The sequence below is a fragment of the Georgenia satyanarayanai genome (genome assembly GCF_009193135.1).
In the GTDB taxonomy this organism is placed as follows: Bacteria; Actinomycetota; Actinomycetes; order Actinomycetales; family Actinomycetaceae; genus Oceanitalea; species Oceanitalea satyanarayanai.
Window position 1 is genome coordinate 1 of sequence record NZ_VUKC01000020.1, and the last position, 24,295, is coordinate 24,295.

Annotated in this window: 19 protein-coding genes and 1 rRNA gene; 15 read left to right on the forward strand and 5 right to left on the reverse strand. The window is 71.3% G+C overall.

What is annotated here, in order from left to right; all coding sequences use genetic code 11:
- Positions 1-106: ribosomal RNA gene (rrf, locus tag GD632_RS14900) — 5S ribosomal RNA — on the forward strand; the annotation flags it as partial.
- A 61-nt stretch (positions 107-167) separates the two neighbouring features.
- Here rrf and rocD read toward each other — a convergent pair.
- On the reverse strand, positions 168-1,379 hold the full coding sequence (rocD, locus tag GD632_RS14905) for an ornithine--oxo-acid transaminase (RefSeq protein WP_152193010.1): 1,212 nt from the start codon (positions 1,377-1,379) through the stop codon (positions 168-170).
- Between the two features lie 166 nt (positions 1,380-1,545).
- Here rocD and GD632_RS14910 point away from each other — a divergent pair, with 166 nt between their 5' ends.
- The 5 genes from GD632_RS14910 to ilvD all read left to right on the forward strand — a co-directional run bounded on the left by GD632_RS14910 (position 1,546) and on the right by ilvD (position 8,581).
- Positions 1,546-2,361 (forward strand): ABC transporter substrate-binding protein, encoded by an 816-nt coding sequence (locus tag GD632_RS14910; protein ID WP_152193011.1) that lies wholly within the window; start codon positions 1,546-1,548, stop codon positions 2,359-2,361.
- Positions 2,362-2,365: 4 nt separating this feature from the next.
- Positions 2,366-3,151 (forward strand): amino acid ABC transporter permease, encoded by a 786-nt coding sequence (locus GD632_RS14915; protein WP_152193012.1) that lies wholly within the window; start codon positions 2,366-2,368, stop codon positions 3,149-3,151.
- Positions 3,148-3,894 carry an amino acid ABC transporter ATP-binding protein gene (locus GD632_RS14920; protein WP_152193013.1) on the forward strand — a complete coding sequence of 249 codons (747 nt, stop codon included), beginning with the start codon at positions 3,148-3,150 and terminating at the stop codon, positions 3,892-3,894. The genes GD632_RS14915 and GD632_RS14920 overlap by 4 nt, the downstream gene beginning before the upstream one ends.
- A gap of 64 nt (positions 3,895-3,958) precedes the next feature.
- Positions 3,959-6,766: a M14 family zinc carboxypeptidase gene (locus GD632_RS14925; protein WP_152193014.1), complete on the forward strand. Its 2,808-nt coding sequence runs from the start codon at positions 3,959-3,961 to the stop codon at positions 6,764-6,766.
- A 114-nt stretch (positions 6,767-6,880) separates the two neighbouring features.
- Entirely contained in the window at positions 6,881-8,581 is a 1,701-nt protein-coding gene (gene ilvD, locus GD632_RS14930; RefSeq protein WP_152193015.1) for a dihydroxy-acid dehydratase, read from the forward strand.
- A 79-nt stretch (positions 8,582-8,660) separates the two neighbouring features.
- Here the strand turns inward: ilvD and GD632_RS14935 are convergent, their stop codons facing one another.
- Positions 8,661-9,641: a quinone oxidoreductase family protein gene (locus tag GD632_RS14935; RefSeq protein WP_152193016.1), complete on the reverse strand. Its 981-nt coding sequence runs from the start codon at positions 9,639-9,641 to the stop codon at positions 8,661-8,663.
- 622 nt (positions 9,642-10,263) lie between these two features.
- Between GD632_RS14935 and GD632_RS14940 the strand changes: the two genes are divergently transcribed.
- The 3 genes from GD632_RS14940 to ilvC all read left to right on the forward strand — a co-directional run bounded on the left by GD632_RS14940 (position 10,264) and on the right by ilvC (position 13,744).
- A complete protein-coding gene (locus GD632_RS14940; RefSeq protein ID WP_152193017.1) occupies positions 10,264-12,111 on the forward strand; it encodes an acetolactate synthase large subunit in 1,848 nt (615 codons plus the stop codon).
- Between the two features lie 13 nt (positions 12,112-12,124).
- On the forward strand, positions 12,125-12,649 hold the full coding sequence (gene ilvN, locus GD632_RS14945; protein WP_152193018.1) for an acetolactate synthase small subunit: 525 nt from the start codon (positions 12,125-12,127) through the stop codon (positions 12,647-12,649).
- 66 nt (positions 12,650-12,715) lie between these two features.
- Positions 12,716-13,744 carry a ketol-acid reductoisomerase gene (ilvC, locus tag GD632_RS14950; RefSeq protein ID WP_152193019.1) on the forward strand — a complete coding sequence of 343 codons (1,029 nt, stop codon included), beginning with the start codon at positions 12,716-12,718 and terminating at the stop codon, positions 13,742-13,744.
- Between the two features lie 59 nt (positions 13,745-13,803).
- Here ilvC and GD632_RS14955 read toward each other — a convergent pair whose 3' ends face one another.
- The gene (locus tag GD632_RS14955) at positions 13,804-14,925 is read right to left on the reverse strand and encodes a ScyD/ScyE family protein (protein ID WP_152193020.1); all 1,122 of its coding nucleotides are present in this window, start codon (positions 14,923-14,925) and stop codon (positions 13,804-13,806) included.
- 198 nt (positions 14,926-15,123) lie between these two features.
- Positions 15,124-15,627 carry a DUF4870 domain-containing protein gene (locus GD632_RS14960; RefSeq protein WP_193311505.1) on the reverse strand — a complete coding sequence of 168 codons (504 nt, stop codon included), beginning with the start codon at positions 15,625-15,627 and terminating at the stop codon, positions 15,124-15,126.
- 66 nt (positions 15,628-15,693) lie between these two features.
- Between GD632_RS14960 and GD632_RS14965 the strand changes: the two genes are divergently transcribed.
- Positions 15,694-16,269, forward strand: a complete 576-nt coding sequence (locus GD632_RS14965) for an ASCH domain-containing protein (protein WP_152193021.1) — start codon at positions 15,694-15,696, stop codon at positions 16,267-16,269.
- 72 nt (positions 16,270-16,341) lie between these two features.
- On the opposite strand, the gene GD632_RS14970 is transcribed toward GD632_RS14965, so the two are convergent.
- On the reverse strand, positions 16,342-18,018 hold the full coding sequence (locus tag GD632_RS14970) for a thioester domain-containing protein (RefSeq protein ID WP_152193060.1): 1,677 nt from the start codon (positions 18,016-18,018) through the stop codon (positions 16,342-16,344).
- 233 nt (positions 18,019-18,251) lie between these two features.
- On the opposite strand from GD632_RS14970, the gene GD632_RS14975 reads away from it, so the two are divergent.
- The 5 genes from GD632_RS14975 to GD632_RS14995 all read left to right on the forward strand — a co-directional run bounded on the left by GD632_RS14975 (position 18,252) and on the right by GD632_RS14995 (position 24,268).
- Positions 18,252-19,292 (forward strand): 3-isopropylmalate dehydrogenase, encoded by a 1,041-nt coding sequence (locus GD632_RS14975; RefSeq protein ID WP_152193022.1) that lies wholly within the window; start codon positions 18,252-18,254, stop codon positions 19,290-19,292.
- A 144-nt stretch (positions 19,293-19,436) separates the two neighbouring features.
- Complete coding sequence (locus tag GD632_RS14980) at positions 19,437-20,531, forward strand: branched-chain amino acid aminotransferase (protein WP_152193023.1); 1,095 nt, start codon at positions 19,437-19,439, stop codon at positions 20,529-20,531.
- 230 nt (positions 20,532-20,761) lie between these two features.
- Positions 20,762-22,381 (forward strand): citramalate synthase, encoded by a 1,620-nt coding sequence (gene cimA / locus GD632_RS14985; protein WP_152193024.1) that lies wholly within the window; start codon positions 20,762-20,764, stop codon positions 22,379-22,381.
- A 42-nt stretch (positions 22,382-22,423) separates the two neighbouring features.
- On the forward strand, positions 22,424-23,473 hold the full coding sequence (locus tag GD632_RS14990; RefSeq protein ID WP_152193025.1) for a lipoate--protein ligase family protein: 1,050 nt from the start codon (positions 22,424-22,426) through the stop codon (positions 23,471-23,473).
- A 93-nt stretch (positions 23,474-23,566) separates the two neighbouring features.
- A complete protein-coding gene (locus tag GD632_RS14995) occupies positions 23,567-24,268 on the forward strand; it encodes a YggS family pyridoxal phosphate-dependent enzyme (RefSeq protein WP_152193026.1) in 702 nt (233 codons plus the stop codon).
- Positions 24,269-24,295: the final 27 nt, after the last annotated feature.

Consider the following 24,295-nt stretch of genomic DNA (forward strand, 5'->3'; position numbering starts at 1 on the left):
TAGCGAGGGGGAAACGCCCGGTCCCATTCCGAACCCGGAAGCTAAGCCCCTCAGCGCCGATGGTACTGCGTGGGAGACTACGTGGGAGAGTAGGACACCGCCGAACACCCATTCCGTAAGGGCCGCACCTCCAGGTGCGGCCCTTACGCGTTCCACCACCCGGAAACTCACGACCGGCGCAACGCCAGCAGCGCCGACTCCACGCGCTCGAGAAGCAGCACGAGCTCCTCCTCGTCGATCACCAACGGGGGAGCGAGGCGGACAGTGGCGCCGTGCGTGTCCTTGGCGAGAACACCGTGGTGCTGCAGCTCCTCACAGAACCGGCGTCCGCTCGCCACCCGTGGGTCGAGGTCGAAGCCGGCCCACAGCCCGCGGACGCGGTGGCGCAGGACCCCGAGCGCCTCGAAGCGTGCCAGGCCGTCCTCGAGGACCGGCGAGAGCCGGCGGACGTGAGCCTGGATGTCCCCCGGCTCCAGCAGGCTCACGACCGCCTCGCCCACCGCGCAGGCGAGGGGGTTGCCCCCGAACGTCGAGCCGTGCTCCCCGACACCGAGCACCCCCAGCACCTCGTGGTCGGCGACGACCGCGGAGACGGGAAGCACTCCACCGCCCAGGGCCTTGCCGAGGATGTAGATGTCCGGGACCACCTCCTCGGCGTCGCAGGCGAAGGTGTGACCGGTGCGGCCGAGCCCGCTCTGCACCTCGTCGGCAAGGAGCAGAAGGCCGCGGCGGTCGCAGATCTCTCGCACCGCGGCGAGATAGCCGGGCGGCGGGACGATCACTCCGGCCTCGCCCTGGATCGGTTCCACCAGGACCGCCGCCGTCGTCGGCGTGACAGCCGCCTCGAGCGCAGCGGCGTCACCGAAGGGGACGACGTCGAAGCCGCCGTCGTACGGGCCGAAGCCCGTGCGTGCCGCGGGGTCGGTCGAGAACCCGACGATCGTCGTCGTGCGGCCGTGGAAGTTCCCTTCGGCGACGATGATCCGTGCCCGACCGTCCGGCAGTCCGCGCCGTGTGTAGGCCCACTTCCGTGCCACCTTGATCGCGGTCTCGACCGCCTCCGCCCCCGTGTTCATCGGCAGGACCCGGTCCTTGCCGCACAGGCGGGCGAGTCGCGTCGCAAATCCAGCGAGCCGGTCGTTGTGGAAGGCGCGACTGGTGAGGGTGAGCCGGCGGAGCTGCTGTTCGGCCGCTGCCACGAGCAGCGGGTGGGTGTGCCCGAAGTTGAGGGCGGAGTACCCGGCCAGGGCGTCGAGGTACTCCCGCCCCTCGACGTCTCGGACCCACACGCCTCGTCCCGCGGTCAGCACGACGGGCAGTGGCGCGTAGGTCTGCGCGAGCACGGACGCCTCGGCCGCGATGGTCTCCGTCGTGGTCATCGATGCCTCCCGCCTCGGTGCGATCCATCACGATGGTAGGTCCCGGAACAACGAGAAGTCTGCGCTTCGTGGGCGTTCGAGCGGGGACGCCATGTGACTCGCCGGTAACGTTGGACCGCGTAGCATGGCGCCAGCCGTCTCACACCCAGCAGAAGGACAACGGACAATGAACTCTTCCCCTCTGGCTCGACGCACCGCGCTCGCCGCGTCCGCGGCCGCGGCGCTCCTGCTCGTGTCGGCCTGTGGCGGCGACGAGGGCGAGAGCGGTGAGAGCGCCGGCCTCGGCCTGGTCAACGAGGGCACGCTCACCGCCTGCTCCAACATCCCCTACCCGCCCTTCGAGTTCGAGGACCCCGAGGCGCCGAGCGGGTACAGCGGCTTCGACATCGACCTCCTCCAGGCGATCGCCGACGACCTCGAGCTCGATCTCGCCGTGGAGAACGTCAGCTTCGAGGCGCTGCAGTCCGGCACCACCTTCGTGTCCGGACAGTGCGACATCGGCGCCTCGGCGATCACCATCACCGAGGAGCGCGAGGAGAACCTCACCTTCTCCGAGCCGTACTACGACTCCCTCCAGTCGCTGCTCGTCGCGCCCGACTCCGGCATCGAGTCCATCGCCGACCTCGTGGGCAAGAACGTCGGTGTCCAGGCCGGGACGACCGGCCTGTCCTACGCGCGGGAGAACGCGGAGGGCGCCTCCCTCGTCGAGTACCCGGGCAACGCCGAGCTGTGGTCGGCGATCCAGGCCGGACAGATCGACGCGATCCTCCAGGACCTGCCCGTCAACATCGAGAACGCCGAGTCCGACCCGAGCTACGTCATCGTCGAGGAGTACTCGACGGACGAGCAGTACGGCTACGCGATGGCCAAGGACGCGTCCACCGAGCTCGTCGAGGCGATCGACTCCTCGCTCCAGGGCCTGCGTGACGACGGTACGTACCAGGAGATCTACGACTCCTACTTCGCGGTCGACCCCCAGTAGACCCATGCGTCTCACCACACGCCGGCGGCTGACACGGACGGGGATGTACGTCCTGTTCTTCGCCGTCCTCGCGGCCGTGGCCCTGCTCGCCGACTGGGACCGGATCACCAACCAGTTCTTCCGTCTCGACATCGCCCGGGACCAGTTCCCCGAGATCATCACGATCGCACTGAAGAACACGCTCCTCTTCACCCTGATCTCCTTCGTCGGGGGACTGGTGCTGGGTATCGCGTTCGCCCTCATGAAGCTGTCGAGCGTGGGGCCCTACCGGTGGTTCGCAACCGCCTGGATCGAGCTCTTCCGAGGCCTGCCGGCGCTTCTGACAATCTTCGCGATGGCGTACGTCGTGCCGATCGCCTTCGGTTTCCGGATCCCCGGCGGCAACGTCGGGGCCGGCCTCGTCGGGCTGATCTTCGTCGCCTCCGCCTACATGGCCGAGGTGATCCGGTCCGGCATCCAGGCGGTGCCCAGGGGACAGAGCGAGGCGGCCCGGTCCCTCGGCATGTCCCCGGCCAAGACGATGGTGCGGATCGTTCTGCCCCAGGGCTTCCGCATCATCATCCCGCCGCTCACCAACGAGTTCGTCCTGCTCCTCAAGGACACCTCGCTGCTGTTCATCGCGGGCTCCACGGTCCTCACCAAGGAGCTCACGACCTTCGCGCGGGACGGTCAGACGACGACGGGCAACGGCACACCGCTCATCATGGGCGCCCTGCTCTACCTGGTCATCACGATCCCGCTCACGCGGCTCGTGGCGGTCCTCGAACGACGAATGGCGAGGGGACGATGACGGCCACCACCGACGCGCCCGCGATCGAGATCGTGGGTCTGCGCAAGAGCTTCGGCGACAACGAGGTCCTCAAGGGCATCGACCTGTCGGTGCACAGGGGCGAGGTCGTCTGCGTCATCGGGCCCTCCGGCTCGGGGAAGTCGACGCTGCTGCGCACGGTCAACCGGCTCGAGGAGCCCACGGGAGGCTCGCTCCGGATCGAGGGCCAGGACATCCTGGACCCCGACTGCGACATCGACGCCGTCCGTACCCGGATCGGCATGGTCTTCCAGCAGTTCAACCTCTTCCCGCACCTCGACGTCATGGGCAACCTCACCATCGCCCAGCGCCGCGTGCTCAAGCGCGGCAAGCAGGAGGCGGCCGAGGTGGCCCGCGCCATGCTCGAGCGTGTGGGCCTGGCCGACCGCGGCGGCGCGTACCCGGCCCAGCTGTCCGGCGGCCAGCAGCAGCGCGTCGCCATCGCGCGCGCCCTGTCGATGAACCCCGACATGATGCTCTTCGACGAGCCGACCTCCGCGCTCGACCCCGAGCTGGTCGGTGAGGTCCTCGACGTGATGAAGCTCCTTGCCGCCGAGGGCATGACGATGATGGTCGTCACCCACGAGATGGGCTTCGCCCGCGAGGTGGGGGACCGGCTCGTCTTCATGGACGACGGCCTCATCGTCGAGGAGGGCGTCCCGGCCGAGGTCCTCGCCTCCCCCCAGCACGCCCGCACCCAGGCGTTCCTGTCGAAGGTCCTCTAGCCGCTCCACCCCGCTGCTGGCGCACCTCCGCAACACCTTCCGAACAGTTGACGAGAGGAACACGATGCAGGTTCGACGACGAGTCTGGTGCGGCGCGGCGGTCTCCGCCGTGCTGCTGGGCGCGGTGACGGTACCCGCCTCGGGGGCCGGCCCGGTGGCCACCGTGGTCACGCCCCCGACGGTGAGCGCCGCTCCCGAGGACGACGGTGTGCCCTATCCGCGGCAGGAGCCGCTCACCGAGCCGCCGGTCGACGAGGACGACCAGTCCTACGGCCGGGGGGCGATCCCTTTCCACGAGATCGCGCCGCTGCTCAACGACCTCGCCGAGGGCAACGAGTACGTCTCCACCGAGGTCGTCGGGCAGTCCACGCAGGGACGCGACCTGTACCTCGTGACGATCACGTCCCCCGAGACGGCGGAGGAGAGCGCCCAGCAGGACGAGTGGCGCGACCGGATCAAGCACGACGCCGACGCCGCCCAGGACGACGCCGAGCTCATGGCCGGCTACAAGCCGCCGATCTGGTTCAACAACAACATCCACGGCAACGAGTGGGACGGCACCGACGCCTCCCTCTCCTACATCACCGAGCTCGTGGAGGCGCTCGAGGCCGGTGACGAGGAAGCCGTGGCCCTCGCCGAGGGCTACCGCCTGTACTTCACCGTGAGCAACAACCCCGACGGTCGGGTGGCCGGGACACGTGCCACGGCGCTCAACCTCGACGCGAACCGTGACTTCATCACGAACACGACGCCGGAGACACGGGCGATCCGCGACCTCACCGGGGACCTGCAGCCGGTCTTCTTCATCGACCTGCACGGGTACACCGGCAGCCTGCAGGTGGAGCCCACGGGTCCCCCGCAGGGCGAGAACTACGAGCACGACCTCCTCATGCCGTACTCCTACGCCGCCGCGCTGCGCATCGAGCAGGACGTCGTCGCCGCCGACATCGAGGGCAACCCGCTGACCGAGGACGGCGGGATCATCATCCCGTTCCGTGACATCCCGGACGGCTGGGACGGCTGGCCGCCGATCTTCACCCCGCAGTACGTCCAGTTCCAGGGCTCGATCGCCTACACCGTCGAGCTCGGCCCCGGCCGGACGAACGACCCCGAGGAGAGCGCCCGCCGGCTGGCGACCAACCGTGCGGTCGGCCACCAGGTCATCGAGTCGACGGTCGACTACGTCGACGAGAACCGCGACGCCATCCTCGGCAACCAGATGGAGATCTTCCGACGTGGCGAGGCCGGTGAGCCGCTGCGCGAGATCCCGGCCAACCCGGACCCCGACGACTACGCCGGCCCCGACGAGTGGACCGAGGAGTGGGACGAGCCCGACGTCACGGGCACCGACTTCCCGCGCGCCTACGTCATCCCCGCGGGCACCACCGACGCCGCCACGCTCGTCGACCACCTGCTCGCCCACGGCGTCGAGGTCGGCACCGCCGACGCGGCGTTCAGTGCCGGTGGCCAGGACTACCCGGCGGGCACCTTCGTCGTCGACATGCACCAGCCGCTGCGCGGACTGGCCAACGTCCTCCTCTCCGACGGGTCGGACATCTCCGACCGGGTCCCGAGCATGTACGACATCTCCGCGTGGAGCCTGGGCCGGCTGTGGGGAGCCGACGTGGACCGGGTCGGTGACACGACCGACCCGGCCCTGCCCGTCCCGGTGACGCCACTTGTCGTCGCGCCCCCGACCGGTGCCTTCCCGGAGGACGCCGAGTACGTGAGCCTCGCGCTCGACGGCGTCGCGCCCGTCCAGGCGGTCAACCTCCTGCTCACCGCCGAGGTGCCCGTCGTCGACGTCGGTGACGGCACCGTCGTCGTCGGCCCCGAGGGCCTGGACGAGGCGGCCACCCTGAGTGAGCTGCTCGGCGTCGTGTTCGTCGCCACGGACGGGCGTGAGCTCGCCGAGGACGACGCCCGCGGCCTGTCCGCGCTGCGCGTCGGCTACACCAGCTCGGCGTCCTACGGCGGTGAGGACGAGCTCGTCCTCACCGGCCTCGGTTTCGTCGACCCGGTCCGCGTGACGCCCGAGGGCCTCGCCGACGGCAGCGTCGACCTCGACGAGATCGACGTGCTCTGGCTCGGGACGCAGCTGCGCCTCGGTGAGGGGGACGCCGCAGCCCGGGCCGCCCGCGAGCTGGACGACTACTTCGACGCCGGCAAGGGCGTCGTCGCCTCCGCGCAGGCGGGCATGTGGGCGGCCGACACCTTCGAGCTCTTCGAGGCGTCGGCCGTCAGCGGGCCGGGCCGCGCCAACGGTGTCGTGCTCGTCGACACCGCCGACGGCGTCATCGGCGCCCAGGCCGAGGAGGCTGCCTTCACCTACGGGCCGGCGTACTTCACCGACCTCGGGGAGGAGGTGACGGTCGAGCAGACCTTCGCCGCCGAGCCGCTGCTCAGCGGGCACTGGCTGCCGAACCAGGACGGCAGCGGCGGGCCCGAGCAGGCCTCCGGCCAGCCCTCGGTGATCTCCGCGGTCACCGAGGACGGCACCCGGGCGCTCGTCTTCGGCACTGACCCCTTCTTCCGCACCCACCCGCGGGGGATGTTCGACGACGTCGCGGCCGCGCTCCTGTGGGCCGGCCCGGAGGGCGCGCTCATCGAGCCGCCCGTCGAGGAGCCGACGGAGGAGCCGACCGAGGAGCCGACCACCCCGGCGCCGACCGAGGAGCCGACCACCCCGGCGCCGACCGAGGAGCCGACCACCGCCGAGCCGACGGGTACCCCGACGGCGGCCCCGACCGACGGTCCGGGGAGCGGGCGTCTACCGACCACCGGCGCCGACGTCTGGATGCTCGGTGTCCTCACGGTGCTGCTCGCCGGTGCCGGCGGGGTGCTCGTCGCTCGCCGTCGCCTGACGGACTGACCCCGGCCTGACCCTGCGGGGCGGCACCTCCGACCGGGAGGTGCCGCCCCGCAGCCATGTCTTGCCGCTCGAACGGGGACCAACGGTGGCGGTGCGGAGACTTAGACTCCAGCCATGACCACCGAAGCCACTGACATCAAGCCGCGTAGCCGTCAGGTCACCGACGGCATCGAGGCGACGGCGTCGCGAGGCATGCTCCGCGCCGTCGGCCTGGGGGACGACGACTTCGCCAAGCCCCAGATCGGCATCGCGAGCTCGTGGAACGAGATCACGCCCTGCAACCTCTCGCTGGACCGCCTGGCCCAGGGCGCCAAGGAGGGCGTCCACGCCGGCGGCGGCTACCCGCTGCAGTTCGGCACCATCTCGGTGTCCGACGGCATCTCGATGGGCCACGAGGGCATGCACTACTCCCTCGTCTCCCGCGACATCATCGCCGACTCCGTCGAGACCGTCATGCAGGCCGAGCGCCTCGACGGCTCGGTGCTCCTGGCCGGCTGCGACAAGTCGCTGCCGGGGATGCTCATGGCCGCGGCCCGCCTCGACCTCGCGGCCGTCTTCCTCTACGCCGGCACGATCATGCCCGGCTGGGTCAAGCTCGAGGACGGCACCGAGAAGGACGTCACCCTCATCGACGCCTTCGAGGCCGTCGGCGCGTGCTCCCGCGGGCTCATGAGCCGCGAGGACCTCGACCGCATCGAGCGCGCCATCTGCCCTGGCGAGGGTGCCTGCGGTGGCATGTACACCGCCAACACCATGGCCTCGGTGGCCGAGGCCATGGGCATGTCCCTGCCCGGCTCCGCCGCTCCGCCCTCGGCCGACCGTCGCCGCGACACCTTCGCCCACCGCAGCGGTGAGGCCGTCGTCGAGATGCTGCGCCAGGGCATCACCGCCCGCGACATCATCACGAAGAAGTCGCTCGAGAACGCGATCGCCGTCGTCATGGCCTTCGGCGGCTCGACGAACGCCGTGCTCCACCTCCTCGCGATCGCCAACGAGGCCGAGGTCGACCTCACGCTCGACGACTTCAGCCGCATCGCCGAGCGCGTCCCCCACCTGGGCGACCTCAAGCCTTTCGGCCGATACGTCATGAACGACATCGACCGCATCGGCGGTGTTCCCGTCGTCATGAAGGCGCTGCTCGACGCCGGTCTGCTCCACGGCGACTGCCTCACGGTCACCGGCAAGACCGTCGCCGAGAACCTCGAGGGCATCAACCCGCCGGACCCGGACGGCAAGATCCTGCGCGCGCTGGACAACCCGATCCACGCGACCGGCGGCATCACGATCCTCGGTGGCTCTCTCGCGCCGGAGGGTGCCGTCGTGAAGTCCGCGGGTTTCGACTCCGACGTCTTCGAGGGCACCGCCCGCGTCTTCGAGCGTGAGCGTGCCGCGATGGACGCGCTCGAGGACGGCACGATCCAGGCCGGTGACGTCGTCGTCATCCGCTACGAGGGACCCAAGGGCGGCCCGGGCATGCGCGAGATGCTCGCCATCACCGGCGCGATCAAGGGCGCCGGGCTGGGCAAGGACGTCCTCCTCCTCACCGACGGCCGTTTCTCCGGCGGCACCACCGGCCTGTGCGTCGGGCACGTGGCGCCCGAGGCCGTCGACGCGGGCCCCATCGCCTTCGTCCGTGACGGTGACAGGATCCGCCTTGACGTCGCCGGCAAGACCCTCGACCTCCTGGTCGACGAGGACGAGCTGGCCCGGCGCCGCGAGGGCTGGGTCCCGATCGCCCCGCAGTTCACCAAGGGCGTGCTCGGCAAGTACACCAAGCTCGTCCAGTCGGCGAGCACGGGCGCCATCCTCGCCTAGCTCACCCCTGCTCGACGCCGAGAGCCGGGTTCCTCACGCGGAGGAACCCGGCTCTCGGATTACGTGGGGGAGGGACGGGTCAGGGGACGAGCAGGACCTTGCCGGTCGTCTGCCTGCCCTCGAGGGCGGCGTGGGCGGCGGCGGCCTCGGTGAGGGGGAACTCCTGCCCGATGCGCACGTCGAGGCCGTCGGCGACGGCGTGGAAGAGGTCGGCGGCCCGCCACAGCAGCTCGGCGCGGTCCGCGGTGTAGTGCGCGAGCGTCGGGCGCGTGACGAACAGGGATCCCGCGGCGTTGAGCCGCTGGAGGTCGAAGGGCGGTACCTGACCGCTGGAGCCGCCGAAGAGGACGAGCATCCCGCGGGGCCGCAGGCTCGCCAGGGAGGCGTCGAAGGTCGCCTTGCCGACGCCGTCGTACACGACGTCGACGCCGCGCCCGTCGGTGAGCTGGCGGACGATCTGCGGCAGCTCGGCCGTGAGGTCGTCGAGCTCGGTGTAGCGGACGACGTGCTCCGCACCGGCCTCGCGGGAGAGCTGCTCCTTCTCCGGGGTGCCGACGGTCGAGATGACCCGCCCGCCCCGGCGGACGACGAGCTGGGTGAGCAGGAGCCCGACCCCGCCCGCACCGGCGTGGACGAGCGCGACGTCACCGGGGGAGACCGGGAAGGTCGAGGCGCTGAGGTAGTGCGCGGTCATCCCCTGGAGGGGGAGCGCGGCGGCGGTGTGGAGGTCGATGCCCCGCGGTACCGGGATCGCCTCCCGCACCGGCACGTTCACCCGCTCGGCGTAGCTGCCCGGTGCGGCGGCCCACGCGACGTGGTCCCCGGCGGAGAACTCGCTGACGCCGTCGCCCACCTCGACGACGGTGCCCGCGCCCTCGGACCCGACGACGTGCGGGAACTCCATCGGGTACACCCCACCGCGGCGGTAGGTGTCGATGAAGTTCACCCCGGCGGCGGCGACCTCGACCCGGACCTCGTCAGGACCCGGCGGTTGGTCGGGCAGGTCGACGACGGTGAGGACCTCCGGGCCCCCGGCCTTGGTGGCATGGACGGCACGCATGGCTCATGTATACCCGGTCCCCCGGTCGCGCGTGCCGGAAGGTTCGCGGGCATGGCGTCCTCCGTCCGGCCAGCAGTACCCGCCCGCGCGGGGCGTGCACGAACTCGCCATACGGGGAGCGCTGGGGCGGTGGCTCACCGCCCGGCGGCGCCGCTGCCCCTCGCCATCACCGACGACGCGGGCGTCCGGGTGCACGCGGCGTGCTCCCCTTCCCGGGGTGCGGCTGCGACGCCTGCGTCGAGACGTGGCAGAGACGAGACGTGGCAGACCCGGGCGGACGACCTCGAGGAGCGGGTCATCGCCTGCGCGTGGCACGACGGGTACCCCGGGAGCGCTGAGGAGAGAAGTCGGCTGTCGGCGGTAAGTCGGCTGTCGGCGGTAAGTCGGCTGTCGGGGGTGTGTCAGATAGCGGGACGGGAAGCCAGTATATGAGACGGTTTGGGCTGTGCCGGTGGGCGGGGTTACAGTTTCGGCATGCAGCAGGACGTCGTACTTCACAGGCGCGCAGCCGCCGACCGCTGAGCCGGTCCCGCTGCGCGCATCCCTTCGCACCCACCTCGGGTCGAGGGGTTTTTTGTTTGCCGGTCTGCCGCACCACCACCGAGGTACCAGGAGGGTCACCATGGCCAAGGGACCAGTCCCCGCGCCGCCCCGCACCACCCCGCAGCCGTCGGCGCCCAGCGTCGTCCCGGCGCCGGTCGCGCCTGCCGGCCAGATCCGCGAGGAGGTCAACGGCGCCACGAGCATCGTCCGGTCCCTCGAGGAGGTCGGCGCGGAGGTCATCTTCGGGATCCCCGGCGGGGCGATCCTGCCGACGTACGACCCGCTCTTCGACTCCACGCGGCTGCGTCACATCCTCGTGCGCCACGAGCAGGGCGCCGGGCACGCCGCGACGGGTTACGCCGCGGCGACCGGCAGGGTCGGGGTGTGCATGGCGACCTCCGGTCCCGGCGCGACGAACCTCATCACGGCGCTGGCCGACGCCAACATGGACTCCGTGCCGATCGTCGCGATCACCGGTCAGGTGGGAGCCAGCGCGATCGGCACCGACGCCTTCCAGGAGGCCGACATCGTCGGCGCCACGATGCCGCTGACCAAGCACTCCTTCCTCGTCACCGACCCCGACGAGATCCCCGCGCGTATCGCCGAGGCCTTCCACATCGCTTCGACCGGCCGCCCCGGCCCGGTGCTCGTCGACATCGCCAAGAGCGCGCAGCAGTCCCGGACCACCTTCGCGTGGCCGCAGCAGCTCGACCTGCCCGGCTACCGCCCCGCGGTCAAGCCGCACTCGCGCCAGGTGCGTGAGGCGGCCCGGCTCCTGGCGACCTCGCGGCGCGCGGTGCTCTACGTCGGCGGTGGTGTCATCCGCGCGCAGGCCTCCGAGGCGCTGCGCCGGCTCACCGACCTGTCCGGTGCCCCCGTCGTCACCACGCTCATGGCCCGCGGCGCCCTGCCCGACTCCCACCCCCAGCACCTGGGCATGCCGGGCATGCACGGGTCCGTCGCCGCGGTCGCGGCGCTCCAGCAGGCCGACCTCATCGTCACGCTGGGCGCCCGCTTCGACGACCGCGTCACCGGGCAGCTCTCCTCCTTCGCGCCGAAGGCGACGATCGTCCACGCCGACATCGACCCGGCGGAGATCTCGAAGAACCGGCACGCCGACGTCCCGATCGTCGGGGACCTCTCCGACACCATCCCCGACCTCGTCACCGAGCTCGCCGCCGCCCACGAGCAGTTCGGCAAGCCGGACATCGAGGCGTGGTGGCAGCGCCTGGACGAGCTGCGCGAGACCTACCCCTTGGGCTGGACGCCGACCGCGGACGGGCACGTCGCGCCCCAGCACGTCATCAGCCGCATAGGGGAGATCTCCGGGCCCGAGTCGATCTACGCCTCAGGTGTTGGACAGCACCAGATGTGGGCCGCGCAGTTCATCCGCTACGAGCACCCGCGCACCTGGCTCAACTCCGGCGGCCTGGGCACCATGGGCTATGCCGTCCCCGCCGCCATGGGCGCCAAGGTCGGCATGCCGGACCGCACGGTGTGGGCGATCGACGGCGACGGCTGCTTCCAGATGACCAACCAGGAGCTCGCCACCTGCGCCCTCGAGGGCATCCCGATCAAGGTGGCCGTCATCAACAACTCCTCCCTCGGCATGGTCCGGCAGTGGCAGACGCTCTTCTACGACGGCCGCTACTCCAACACCGATCTCAACACCGGCCACCAGACCGCCCGCATCCCCGACTTCGTCAAGCTCGCCGAGGCCTACGGCTGCGTCGGCCTGCGCGCGGAGACCGTCGCGGACGTGGACGACACGATCAAGAAGGCGATGGAGATCGACGACCGTCCCGTCGTCGTCGACTTCGTCGTCAGCCGCGACGCGATGGTGTGGCCGATGGTCGCCGCCGGTGTGAGCAACGACGACATCCAGTACGCGCGGGGAATCACCCCCTCGTGGGACCGCGACGAGTGAAGCGAGGAAAGCGATGAGTACCCGTCACACCCTCTCGGTGCTGGTGGAGAACAAGCCTGGCGTGCTCACCCGCGTCTCCGCGCTGTTCGCCCGCCGCGCCTTCAACATCCACTCCCTCGCCGTCGGCCCGACCGAGCACCCGGAGATCTCCCGGATCACGGTCGTCGTCGACGCTGCCGAGCTGCCCCTCGAGCAGGTGACCAAGCAGCTGAACAAGCTCATCAACGTCATCAAGATCGTCGAGCTGGAGCCGGAGTCCTCCGTCCAGCGCGAGCTCCTGCTCGTCAAGGTCCGGGCCGACGACGCCTCGCGCACCGCCGTCCTCCAGGTCGTCGAGCTGTTCCGGGCGCACGTCGTCGACGTGGCCCCGGACGCCGTGACGATCGAGGCGACCGGCTCGCACTCCAAGCTGCAGGCGCTGCTCACGGCCCTGGACGCGCACGGCGTCCGCGAGATCGTCCAGTCCGGCACCGTGGCCATCGGCCGCGGCGCGCGCTCGATGACCGACCGCGCCCTCGAGCGGGTCCGGACCGCCTGACCCCCATACTGACCACGAAGGACCGGCCCTCCCAGGGCCACCACACCAAACACCAGGGAGAACACTGTGGCTGAGCTGTACTACGACGACGACGCCGATCTGTCCGTCATCGCCGGGAAGAAGGTCGCCGTCATCGGCTACGGCAGCCAGGGGCACGCCCACGCACTGAATCTGCGCGACTCCGGTGTCGACGTCACCGTCGGCCTGCGCGAGGGCAGCTCGTCGGCCGCCAAGGCCAAGGACCAGGGCCTGCAGGTCGCGAGCATCGCCGACGCCGTCTCCGGTGCCGACGTCGTCGTCATCCTCGCTCCCGACCAGGTGCAGCGCACCCTCTACGCGCGGGACATCGAGCCCAACCTCAAGGCCGACGCCACGCTGCTCTTCGCCCACGGCTTCAACATCCGCTTCGGCTACATCAAGCCGGCCGCCGGCCACGACGTCGTCATGGTCGCCCCCAAGGGCCCGGGCCACCTCGTGCGCCGCGAGTACGAGTCCGGCCGCGGCGTGCCGGTCATCGTCGCCGTCGAGCAGGACGCGACCGGCAAGGCCTGGGACACCGCGCTGTCCTACGCCAAGGCCATCGGTGGCCTGCGCGCCGGCGGCATCAGGACCACGTTCACCGAGGAGACCGAGACCGACCTCTTCGGCGAGCAGGCCGTCCTGTGCGGTGGCACCTCCCAGCTCGTCCAGTACGGCTTCGAGGTCCTCACCGAGGCCGGCTACCAGCCCGAGGTCGCCTACTTCGAGGTGCTCCACGAGCTCAAGCTCATCGTCGACCTCATGTGGGAGGGCGGCATCGCCAAGCAGCGGTGGAGCATCTCCGACACCGCCGAGTACGGCGACTACGTCTCTGGCCCGCGGGTCATCTCCCCGGAGGTCAAGGAGAACATGAAGGGCGTCCTCGCCGACATCCAGTCCGGCGCCTTCGCGGACCGCTTCATCACCGACCAGGACGCCGGCGCGCCGGAGTTCAAGGAGCTGCGCGCCAAGGGCGAGCAGCACCCGATCGAGACGACCGGCCGCGAGCTGCGCAAGCTCTTCAGCTGGGTCGAGACCAAGGACTCGGACTACACCGAGGGCAGCGCCGCGCGCTGACCGACGACGAGGCGCCGGCCGGGGATTCCCCGGCCGGCGCCTCGTGCGTTGACGGCCTGTCAGTCGCCGTAGCCCCACCTCACGAGTCCGCCCTCACCGAAGGTGCCGGTGCTGGCGAACAGGGCGTTGTCGGTGACGGTGACGTCGGCCGGCGAGTCCGCCTCGAAGAGCGTGATCGCCTCGTTCTCGCCGTGCCGGATGGCCGAGACCCTCCCGCCGAAGAGCTCCGCGACGACGACGGTGCCGTCGGGCGTCACGTCGAGTCCCGTCGCACCGTGCAGGTCACCGGCGACCTCGAAGGTGTGCTTGGCGTCCGGGCTGATCCAGTAGACGCTGCTCAGCGGCAGGACCTCACCGGCGCTCCCGCCCAGCGTGCTGACGTACAGCCCCCCGAGCCAGCCCACCTGGACGTCCGTCGGCACCGGCTCGGCGATGAACCGCTTGCCGACGATGCAGTCCGGGATGTCGAGCCCACCGAGCTGGCCCTCGAGCGCCTCCTCGAGCCCGGCGGTGAACTTGATCGTCTTCCCGGGCAGGACGCTCACCGTCGAGATGTCCCCCGTGCTCTCGTCGACCTCGAGGACCGCGTTGGCGGCCGCGTCGGCGACGTAGATGGTGCCGTCGTGGACCGCGAGCTGGTAGGCGTGGGACTCGACGATGCCGCGGTAGTTGACGATCGGGAAGCCGGCCGTCTCCTCGAAGGCGGTGAGCTGGTCGAGGCACGTGCCGCGGGCGTTCGTCACGCCGTACCTCTGGGACCGGTCCGGGTTGTTGGCGATCTCGTGGGCCCACAGGTCGTCGCTCACGACGGTGCGCTCACCGTCCTTCGTCCGGACGATGTGGCTGGTGGGCACCTCACCGCTGAAGTCGCTCTCGATGTGGTAGGTGGCGCCGTCGCTGTAGGCGACACCGACGAGCTCGGCGGTCTCCGGGCCGCCCTCGAGGGTGTAGACGTCGGTGACCTCCCCGTTCCGGTCGACCTTGGACAGCGTGTTGGCGAAGGTCTGGGTGACGTAGACGTCGCCGTCGTCGCCGGCGGCGACCGTGAGCGGGCCGACGAGGCCGCCCGCGACCACCTCCGGCTCGGGGGGCTGGTCGTCGGCCTGGGCCGGGACCGTGAGAAGAGTTGCGGCCAGGGCGAGCGTGCCCGCTCCGGCTGCCAGGGTGGACTTCGTGCGCATGGGCTTCTCCAGGCGTGAGAGAGGACGGCCGTCCCTGGGTGGGCGACCGGTACCCGGGTGCGCGGCGACGGACTGTCCGGGCCCGCCTCGCCCGCCCGTCCCCGCCGGGACAGCGAGAGGCTATGCCCGGACTGCCTGCAGCGGACAGGGTGACGGGGGAGGAATCACGGCGAGACACCCCGCGTCACCCTCCGGACCTCAGCTGAGGATCGGCACCTGCAGGGGGTAGCGGTACACCTCGCCGCGGCTGGCGGACATCGCGCCCTTGATCGACAGGACGAGCTGGACGATGAAGGCACCGACCCACAGGGCGATGGACAGCGGGATGAGGATGACGGTGAACACGCAGACCCAGGCGATGGCGTTGGCCACCCACACGGTGACGTTGAAGTTGAAGGCGCTGACGGCGGCGTTGCGGATGAGCGGACTGCGGTCCCGCCAGACGAACCAGACGATGAGGGGCCCGATGAAGCTCAGCACGCCGGCGCTGAGGACCAGCGCGATGAGCGGGGACAGGTGGGCGAGCATCGCGATCGTCCGGTCGTCACCACCCGACTGCGTCGGCTGCCCGTACGCCTGCTGCGGGTAGGGCTGCTGTCCGTACGGCGGGTACCCGCCGGACGGCTCACCGGTCGGCTGCTCGCCGTAGGGCTGCTCGCCGTGCGGCCCACCGGGCGGCGGGGGAGGGGGAGGGGTTGACATGGTCGCTCCTTCGTCGGGGTTCCAGCGTACGCACCGGGACGTCACGCGGACTGGCACACTCGACCCATGAGCAACGACACCGACCACGACCCCAGCCACGGCGAAGCTCAGGACGCCGCCGTCGCGGCGTACTGGGCCACGGCGCGCAAGCGCGCGGGTCTCAACCGGCTCGACGTCGTCGTCGGCCAGCAGGCGATCGGGACGGTGCAGCCGCCGGCGTGGTCCTTCGGCTCCGCGCCCGCCGAGGCGGACTCGCTCCTGGGGCTCGTCCTCGCCGGGCGCAAGACGGCCACGTCCAGCGCCGCGGCGCCCTACCCGGCGCGCGGGGAGTCGGTCCCGGCGCCCGGTGACCTGTCGATCATCCTCGACGGCGCCGGCCGCCCGCGTGCCCTCATCGTCACGACGGAGATCAAGGTCGTGCCGTACTCCGCAGTCGACGCCGAGCACGCCGCTGCCGAGGGCGAGGGGGACCTGTCCCTCGATCACTGGCGGGACGTCCACGCGCCGTTCTTCGCCGGTGAGCTCGCCGAGGTGGGGCTGGCCTTCGACGAGGACAGCGAGATCGTCCTCGAGCGGTTCCGGCTGCTCGACCCCAAGCACCACTCCCGTGGGGCGGACGACCGGGTGCCGGTCACCACCTGACGCGCCCGCTGCCGCCGCGGGGACGGACGTGACGGGGTGCCCGGCCGCCGGCCGGGCACCCCGTCGTCTCACCTACGCGGTAGGCGAGCGGCGGCGGTGGTGGAGGACGGCCGCGACCCCGCCCGCGAGCAGGAGACCGACCACGCCGAGCAGCGCGGCGGCGCTCGTGCCGGTGCTGGGCAGCCTCACCCCGGGCGACGTCTCGGGCGCCCGCTCCCCGGGACCGTCGTCGCTCGCGACGGCGCAGTCCGCCGCGGCGAGCTCGACGGTGGTCGTCGCGCTCTCGCCGTCGTCGTGGAGCGTCCAGCCCTCGGCGGCGGTCAGGGTGTAGCCCTCCTGGGCCGTGGCGGTGACCTCGACGGTGCGGCCCGGCTGGACCGCGTCCTCGTCGAAGGAGTACTCGACGCCCTCGGTGGCGGACGGGGTGATCGACGGGGTGGTGGTGTCGCCCTCGTCGGTGCAGACGGCCTGCGTCACCTCGGGCGCCGTCGGTGCGACGGGCACCTCCGGCACCGGCACGGGTGCGCAGTCGACCGCGGCGAGCTCGACGGTGGTCGTCGCGCTCTCGCCGTCGTCGTGGAGCGTCCAGCCCTCGGCGGCGGTCAGGGTGTAGCCCTCCTGGGCCGTGGCGGTGACCTCGACGGTGCGGCCCGGCTGGACCGCGTCCTCGTCGAAGGAGTACTCGACGCCCTCGGTGGCGGACGGTGTGATCGACGGGGTGGTCGTGTCACCCTCGTCGGTGCAGACGGCCTGCGTCACCTCGGGCAGCACCGGGGCGACCGGCTCGTCCGGGAGACCGCTCCACGACAGCGTCGCGCTCGCGACGTCCGAGACGCCCTCGGTGTCGACGAGGATGATGGTCTGGGCATGGTCCGCGGCGGCGCCGGCGGCCCCCGGGACGTTGAGGATGGAGCCGGTGACCCGCGACGCCGTCGCCGTCGCCGTGAAGGTGGCCGAACCGGCCACGGTCTCCTCACGCGCGTCGACGTACAGCTGCTGACCGTTCACCACGGTGCTCAGGTCGATCTCCGCGCCGTCGGCGTCGACGACGGGAAGGGACGAGCTGACGGTGAGCGAGACAGAGGCCTGGGTGGTGCTGACCGTCACCGGTCCCACCAGTGCTCCGGCGTTGGTCTGCTCGGTCGAGGCGGTGAGGGACACCTCGGCGCGGACGTCGCTCTCGGCGAGGCCCGTGTTGGCCTCGCCCAGGAGGTAGTCGCGCACGGTGCGCGCGTCAGGGCTGAGGTCCGCAGCGACGTCGTCCGTCAGTGCCCAGATCGCGTACTGCGTGCCGCCGACGGCCTCGCTGACACTCAGGTCCGGTATCCCCACGACCTCACCGAGCTGCTCGAGCGAGAGCCTGGGGTAGCTGTTCGTGATGATCCAGGCGACCTTCTCCTGGACCTCCTGCGACGTGCTGAAGTTGTTGTCACCGCGGAACTCGCTCCACCCGGCGGCCTCCGCCTCGGTGTCGAAGCGTGCGGGCACGGTGTACTCGATGCAGTACGCCCACACGTCCGGCTCCCCGGACGTGCGGCTCTCCTCGTTGGTGAAGACGGGGAACAGACGCGCGATGCCTTCGCCCTCCTGCGCCTGGTGCGCAGCGCCGATGGAGAAGGCGTCGTCCGTGGCTGTGTCCGCGTATGCCGTGGCGGGCGCCAGCGTCATCAGCGCCACGACGGCGGTGGCGACGAGTGCCAGCCAGTGCCCGGCCGCGCCGCCGGGTGCTCTGCGTGAAGCATTCTTCATGAAGGTGTTGCCTCTGTTCGGATGTCGTTGTGGAGGTCGGCGCGAGCAGCCATGACAGGTCCGTTCGCGCCAGCGGCGAACGTACGGGCGAACGACCGGGTGCGCCCGTCGAAAGTAGGAGAAGGCTCGCCGGAAAGTCGGAAAGCCGACGAGGAGCGCGAAAGGTCGCCGGGCGGTGATCAGGATGTGAGACCTGTGTCCCGACAAATGGACGGTTTCAGTAGGTTGGAGCCATGACGCGCACCATCGACCTCGCCGTGATCGCCGGCGACGGCATCGGACAGGAAGTCGTCGCCGAGGGGCTCAAGGTCCTCGACGCCGCCCTGACCGACGTTGCCGTCCGGACGACCCCCTACGACCTCGGCGCCGCCCGCTGGCACCGCACCGGGGAGACCCTCACCGACGAGGACCTCGCCGCCATCCGCCAGCACGACGCCATCCTCCTCGGTGCCGTCGGCGACCCCGGCGTGCCGAGCGGCGTCCTCGAGCGGGGACTGCTGCTGCGCCTGCGCTTCGAGCTCGACCACTACGTCAACCTGCGACCCTCGAAGCTCTTCCCCGGCGTGGCCACTCCCCTCGCGGACCCCGGGGAGATCGACTTCGTCGTCGTCCGCGAGGGCACGGAGGGGCCCTACGTCGGCAACGGCGGCGCCATCCGCGTCGGCACGCCGCACGAGGTCGCCAACGAGGTGAGCGTCAACACCGCCTTCGGTGTCGAGCGCGTCGTGCGTGACGCCTTCGCCCGCGCCGCGGCACGGCCCCGCAAGAAGCTCACCCTCGTCCACAAGCACAACGTCCTCGTCCACGCCGGGCACCTGTGGCGACGGACGGTCGAGCGCGTCAACGCCGAGTTCCCCGGCGTCACGGTGGACTACCTGCACGTCGACGCGGCGATGATCTTCCTCGTCACCGACCCGGCCCGCTTCGACGTCATCGTCACCGACAACCTCTTCGGTGACATCGTCACCGACCTCGCCGCGGCGGTCACCGGCGGCATCGGCCTCGCCGCGTCCGGCAACGTCAACCCGGACGGCACCGCACCGAGCATGTTCGAGCCGGTCCACGGCTCGGCGCCGGACATCGCCGGCCAGGGCAAGGCCGACCCGACCGCCACCGTGCTCTCGGTCGCCCTCCTCCTGTCCCACCTCGGCCACGACGACGCCGCGGCCCGCGTCGAGCGCGCCGTCGCCGCCGACATCGCCGCCCGCGGGACGACCCCGCGCACGACGAGCGAGGTCGGCGACGCGCTCGCGGCGGCGGTCGCCGGGGCCTGACCCGACGCCCGACAGCTGTCCGCGCCGGGGACCGGGCACCCGGTTCCCGGCGACGCCCGTCCCGGGCGCTACCCTCGAGTACCACTGCACGCACCAGCACCCGCCCTCGGGGGCGGATGACCGAAGGACCGCTGGAGGCCCGCCATGACCACTGCACCTGCCGAGTTCGCGATCGTGCCCAGCTCGCGGCCGCGGACGACGGCCGAGCGCGCGGCCGCCCTGGACCGGCTGAGCTTCGGCGTGGAGTTCACCGACCACATGGCACGGGCGACCTGGACGGTCGACGGCGGGTGGCAGGGCCACCGGGTCGAGGGCTTCGCCCCGCTCGAGCTGTCCCCGGCGGCCTCGGTCCTCCACTACGGCCAGGAGATCTTCGAGGGGCTCAAGGCCTACCGGCACGCCGACGGCTCGGCCTGGGCCTTCCGCCCCGAGGCCAACGCCCGGCGCTTCCAGGCCTCCGCCCGGCGCCTGGCGATGCCCGAGCTGCCGGTGGAGGACTTCCTCGCCTCGATCCGGGCGCTCGTGGAGACGGACCTCGAGTGGGTGCCGGACACTGCTGGCGCGAGCCTCTACCTGCGCCCCTTCATGATCTCGACCGAGGCCTTCCTCGGGGTGCGACCCTCGCACCGGTACGAGTACCTCGTCATCGCCTCGCCTGTTGGCCCGTACTTCGTCAACGGCTTCCAGCCGGTCTCGATCTGGGTCGCCGAGGACTACCACCGCGCAGGGCCCGGTGGCACCGGCAACGCGAAGTTCGGCGGGAACTACGCCGCGAGCCTGCTGCCGCAGCAGACCGCGTACGCCCGCGGCTTCGACCAGGTGTGCTTCCTCGACGCCGGCACGGCCACCAACCTCGAGGAGCTCGGTGGCATGAACGTCTTCGTCGTCGGCTCCGACGGTGTCGTGCGCACCCCGGCGCTCACCGGCACCATCCTCGAGGGCGTCACGCGCTCCTCGATCCTCACGCTCCTCGCTGACGAGGGCGCCCCCGTCGAGGAGTGCGACATCCCGCTCGCGGGTCTGCTCGCCGGGATCCGGGACGGCTCGGTCAGCGAGGTCTTCGCCTGCGGCACCGCGGCGGTCATCACCCCGATCGGGCGGCTGGCGGGGGAGTCCTTCGACGTCACCGTCGGCGACGGCGCGGCGGGACCGGTCACCGCGCGCCTCTTCACCCAGCTCACCGACATCCAGTTCGGCCACGCGGAGGACCCGCACGGCTGGATGCAGCCCCTCGCCTGACGGCGCGTGGCGGGGTGGTACGGGTCACCCTGGTCGTGTGGCATCATGAACCCATGCAGTTCCGGCTCATTATCGGCTAGCGCACGCGGCACCACCCGCCACGTGCGCAACCTCCCGTACCCCGGGAGGTTTTTTTGTTGCCGGGGCCACCTGCCCGGCGGCGACCGAGACCCGGCACCACTCCCGCCGGGGAGCAGGACTGCCACGGCTGACAGAGGGAAACGGACACCATGAGCACGACGACGCGCCTCGCCTCGCAGGCTGAGCTCACCATCGACGTCTACGACACGACCCTGCGCGACGGCGCGCAGCAGGAGGGGATGAACCTCTCGGTCGCCGACAAGCTCGCCATCGCCCCGCTGCTCGACGAGCTCGGGGTCGGATACATCGAGGGCGGCTGGCCCGGTGCCATCCCCAAGGACACCGAGTTCTTCGCGCGCGCCGCCAAGGAGCTGGACCTGCGGCACGCGCGGCTGGCCGCCTTCGGGTCCACGTGCAAGGCCGGCACCCGTCCCCACGACGACCCGCAGGTCCGCGCCCTCGTCGACTCCCAGGCGCCCGTCGTCACGATCGTCGCCAAGAGCGACATCCGGCACGTCGAGCGGGCGCTGCGCACGACGGGGGAGGAGAACCTGCGGATGATCGCCGACACCGTCCGCTACCTGCGCGAGCAGGACCGCGAGGTCATCCTCGACGCCGAGCACTTCTTCGACGGGTACCGCTACGACGCCGAGTACGCCGTCGCCGCGATCCGCGCGGGTCTCGACGCCGGTGCGCACGTCGCCGTCCTGTGCGACACCAACGGCGGCATGCTCCCGGGCTGGGTCCACGAGATCGTCACCGACGTCCGCGCCCGCGTCGACGGCGTCCTGGGCATCCACGCCCACAACGACACCGGCTGCGCCGTCGCCAACTCCCTCGCCGCGGTCGAGGCCGGGGTGCGGCACGTCCAGGGCACCGTCAACGGCTACGGCGAGCGGACCGGCAACGCCGACCTCGTCACCGTCGTCGCCAACCTCGAGCTCAAGCACGGGGTGGACACCCTCGCCGGGGAGGGCCTGCGCGAGTCGAGCCGGCTGTCGCACGCGATCAGCGAGATCACCAACATCAGCCCGTACGCCCGCCAGCCCTACGTCGGATCGAGTGCCTTCGCGCACAAGGCCGGACTGCACGCCTCGGCGATCCGGGTGGACCCCGACCTCTACCAGCACATCGACCCCGTCGCTGTCGGCAACGACATGCGCATGCTCGTCTCGGAGATGGCGGGACGGGCGAGCATCGAGCTCAAGGGCCGCGAGCTCGGCATCGACCTGTCCGGCCGCGCCGACGTGCTCGCCCGGGTCACCGAGCGGGTCAAGGCCGCCGAGGCGCAGGGCTACACCTTCGACGCCGCCGACGCGTCCTTCGAGCTGCTGCTCCGTGAGGAGCTCGACGGCACCCGCCCGCGCTACTTCACCGTCGAGAGCTGGCGGGCGATCGTCCAGACGCTCAGTGAGGACATCTCCCTCACCCTCGCCGAGGCCACCGTCAAGCTCCACACCGGCCGCGGCCGGATCGTGTGCACCGGCGAGGGCAACGGCCCGGTCAACGCGCTGGACCACGCCCTGCGCCAGGCCCTGGTCGACGTGTACCCCGAGCTCGAGGACTTCGAGCTCATCGACTTCAAGGTGCGCATCCTCGACACCCAGTCCGGTACCGACGCCACCACCCGCGTCCTCATCGAGACCTCCGACGGCGCGCGCTCGTGGAGCACGGTGGGCGTGGGGCCCGACATCATCGAGGCGAGCTGGGAGGCGCTGGTCGACTCCGTCGTCTACGGCCTGCTCCACCGCGACGTCCACCCCCGCTGACCCGGCCGCGGCGGCCGGGGCGCGGCGCGGTAGCCTGCACAGGTGCGAGGCGAGTACAAGGTTCCCCAGGGCAAGCTGGTCGCCGTCGACCTCGACGTCGTCGAGGACCGGCTGCGCCACGTCAGCGTCTCGGGCGACTTCTTCCTCGAGCCGGACTCCGCGCTGGAGGACATCAACGCGGCCCTCGAGGGCATGCCCGCGACGGCGGGTGCCGAGGAGCTGGCGCAGGCGGTGACCCGGGCACTGGACCCGCAGGTCGCGCTCGTCGGCTTCGGCGCCGATGCCGTCGGCATCGCGGTGCGCCGCGCGCTCGGGCACGCGACGAGCTGGGCCGACCACACCTTCGAGGTCATCGGCCCTCGCGCGTTGCCCCCCGCGATGCACGTGGCCCTGGACGAGGTCCTGCCCGGTGAGGTCGCCGCCGGGCGCCGCGGCCCGCTCATGCGGATCTGGGACTGGGACGCGCCGCTCGTCGTCATCGGTTCCTTCCAGTCCGTGCGCAACGAGATCGACCCCGAGGGCCTGGCCCGGCACGGCATGACGGTGGTGCGCCGGGTCTCGGGCGGCGGGGCGATGTTCATGGAGCCGGGCAACTGCATCACCTACTCCCTCGTCGTGCCCACCTCCCTCGTCGAGGGGCTGAGCTTCGAGCGCTCCTACGCCTTCCTCGACGACTGGGTGCTCGGCGCGCTCAAGGAGGTGGGGGTCAACGCCCGGTACGTGCCCCTCAACGACATCGCCTCCGACGCCGGGAAGATCGGCGGCGCCGCGCAGAAGCGCTTCGCGAGCGGCGTCGTCCTGCACCACGTGACGATGAGCTACGACATCGACGCCGACAAGATGCTCCAGGTGCTGCGGATCGGCCGGGAGAAGATGTCGGACAAGGGCACGGCGAGCGCGAACAAGCGGGTCGACCCGATGCGCTCGCAGACCGGCATGAGCCGCGCGGACATCATCGACGCGTTCATCGCCCACTTCGAGGGGCGCTATGACACCGTCCGCTCGGACTACACGGCCGAGGAGCTGGCCCGCGCCGAGCAGCTCGTCCAGGACAAGTTCCTCGACGACGCCTGGACCTACCGGGTTCCCTGAGCCACGCTCCGACGCGGCGCGGCGTGTCACGCCCGGCTGTGCGCCGTTGCGGCGGGATCCGGGAGCCGGTCGGGAGGACGATAGGCTCGGGCCGTGAGTGAGGTCCGGGAAGCACTGCAGGCCGTCCGGGACCGCGTCGCCCGGGCCGCCCGCGTCGTCGGCCGCGACCCCGGGGAGATCCAGCTCCTCCTGGCGGTCAAGACGCTGCCGGCGGAGCGCGTCCGCGAGGCGATCGCTGCCGGCGCCCACCTGCTCGGCCACAACCGGGCGCAGGAGCTCACCGCCACCGCCCCCGACCTCGCCGACCTGCCGCACGAGATGCACTTCATCGGGCGGCTGCAGTCGAACAAGGCCGGCAAGGTCGTCCCGCTCGTCAGCTGCGTCCAGAGCGTCGACGGGCTCGCGCTCGCCGAGCGGCTCGACCGTCTCGCCGGCCGCGAGGGACGTGAGCTCGAGGTCTTCGTCCAGGTCAACACCTCCGGGGAAGGCACCAAGGCCGGGGTCGCACCCGAGGACGCGGTCGCGCTCGCCGTCGCCGTCGCCGCCCTGCCGAACCTGCGGCTGCGCGGTCTCATGACCATCGGCGCCCGGTCCGACGACGTCGACGTCGTCCGGGCCTGCTACGAGCGGCTCGCCATGCTGCGGGACGAGGTCGGGGCAAGCGGGGCGCCGGGCACCGCCGGGGCACGGGAGCTGTCGATGGGGATGAGCGGCGACCTCGAGGTCGCCGTGGCCGCTGGCGCGACGATGGTCCGGGTCGGGACCGCCGTGTTCGGCGCGCGCCCCACCGGCTAGGTTGTCGTCCACGGGGTCTCGTCGCGT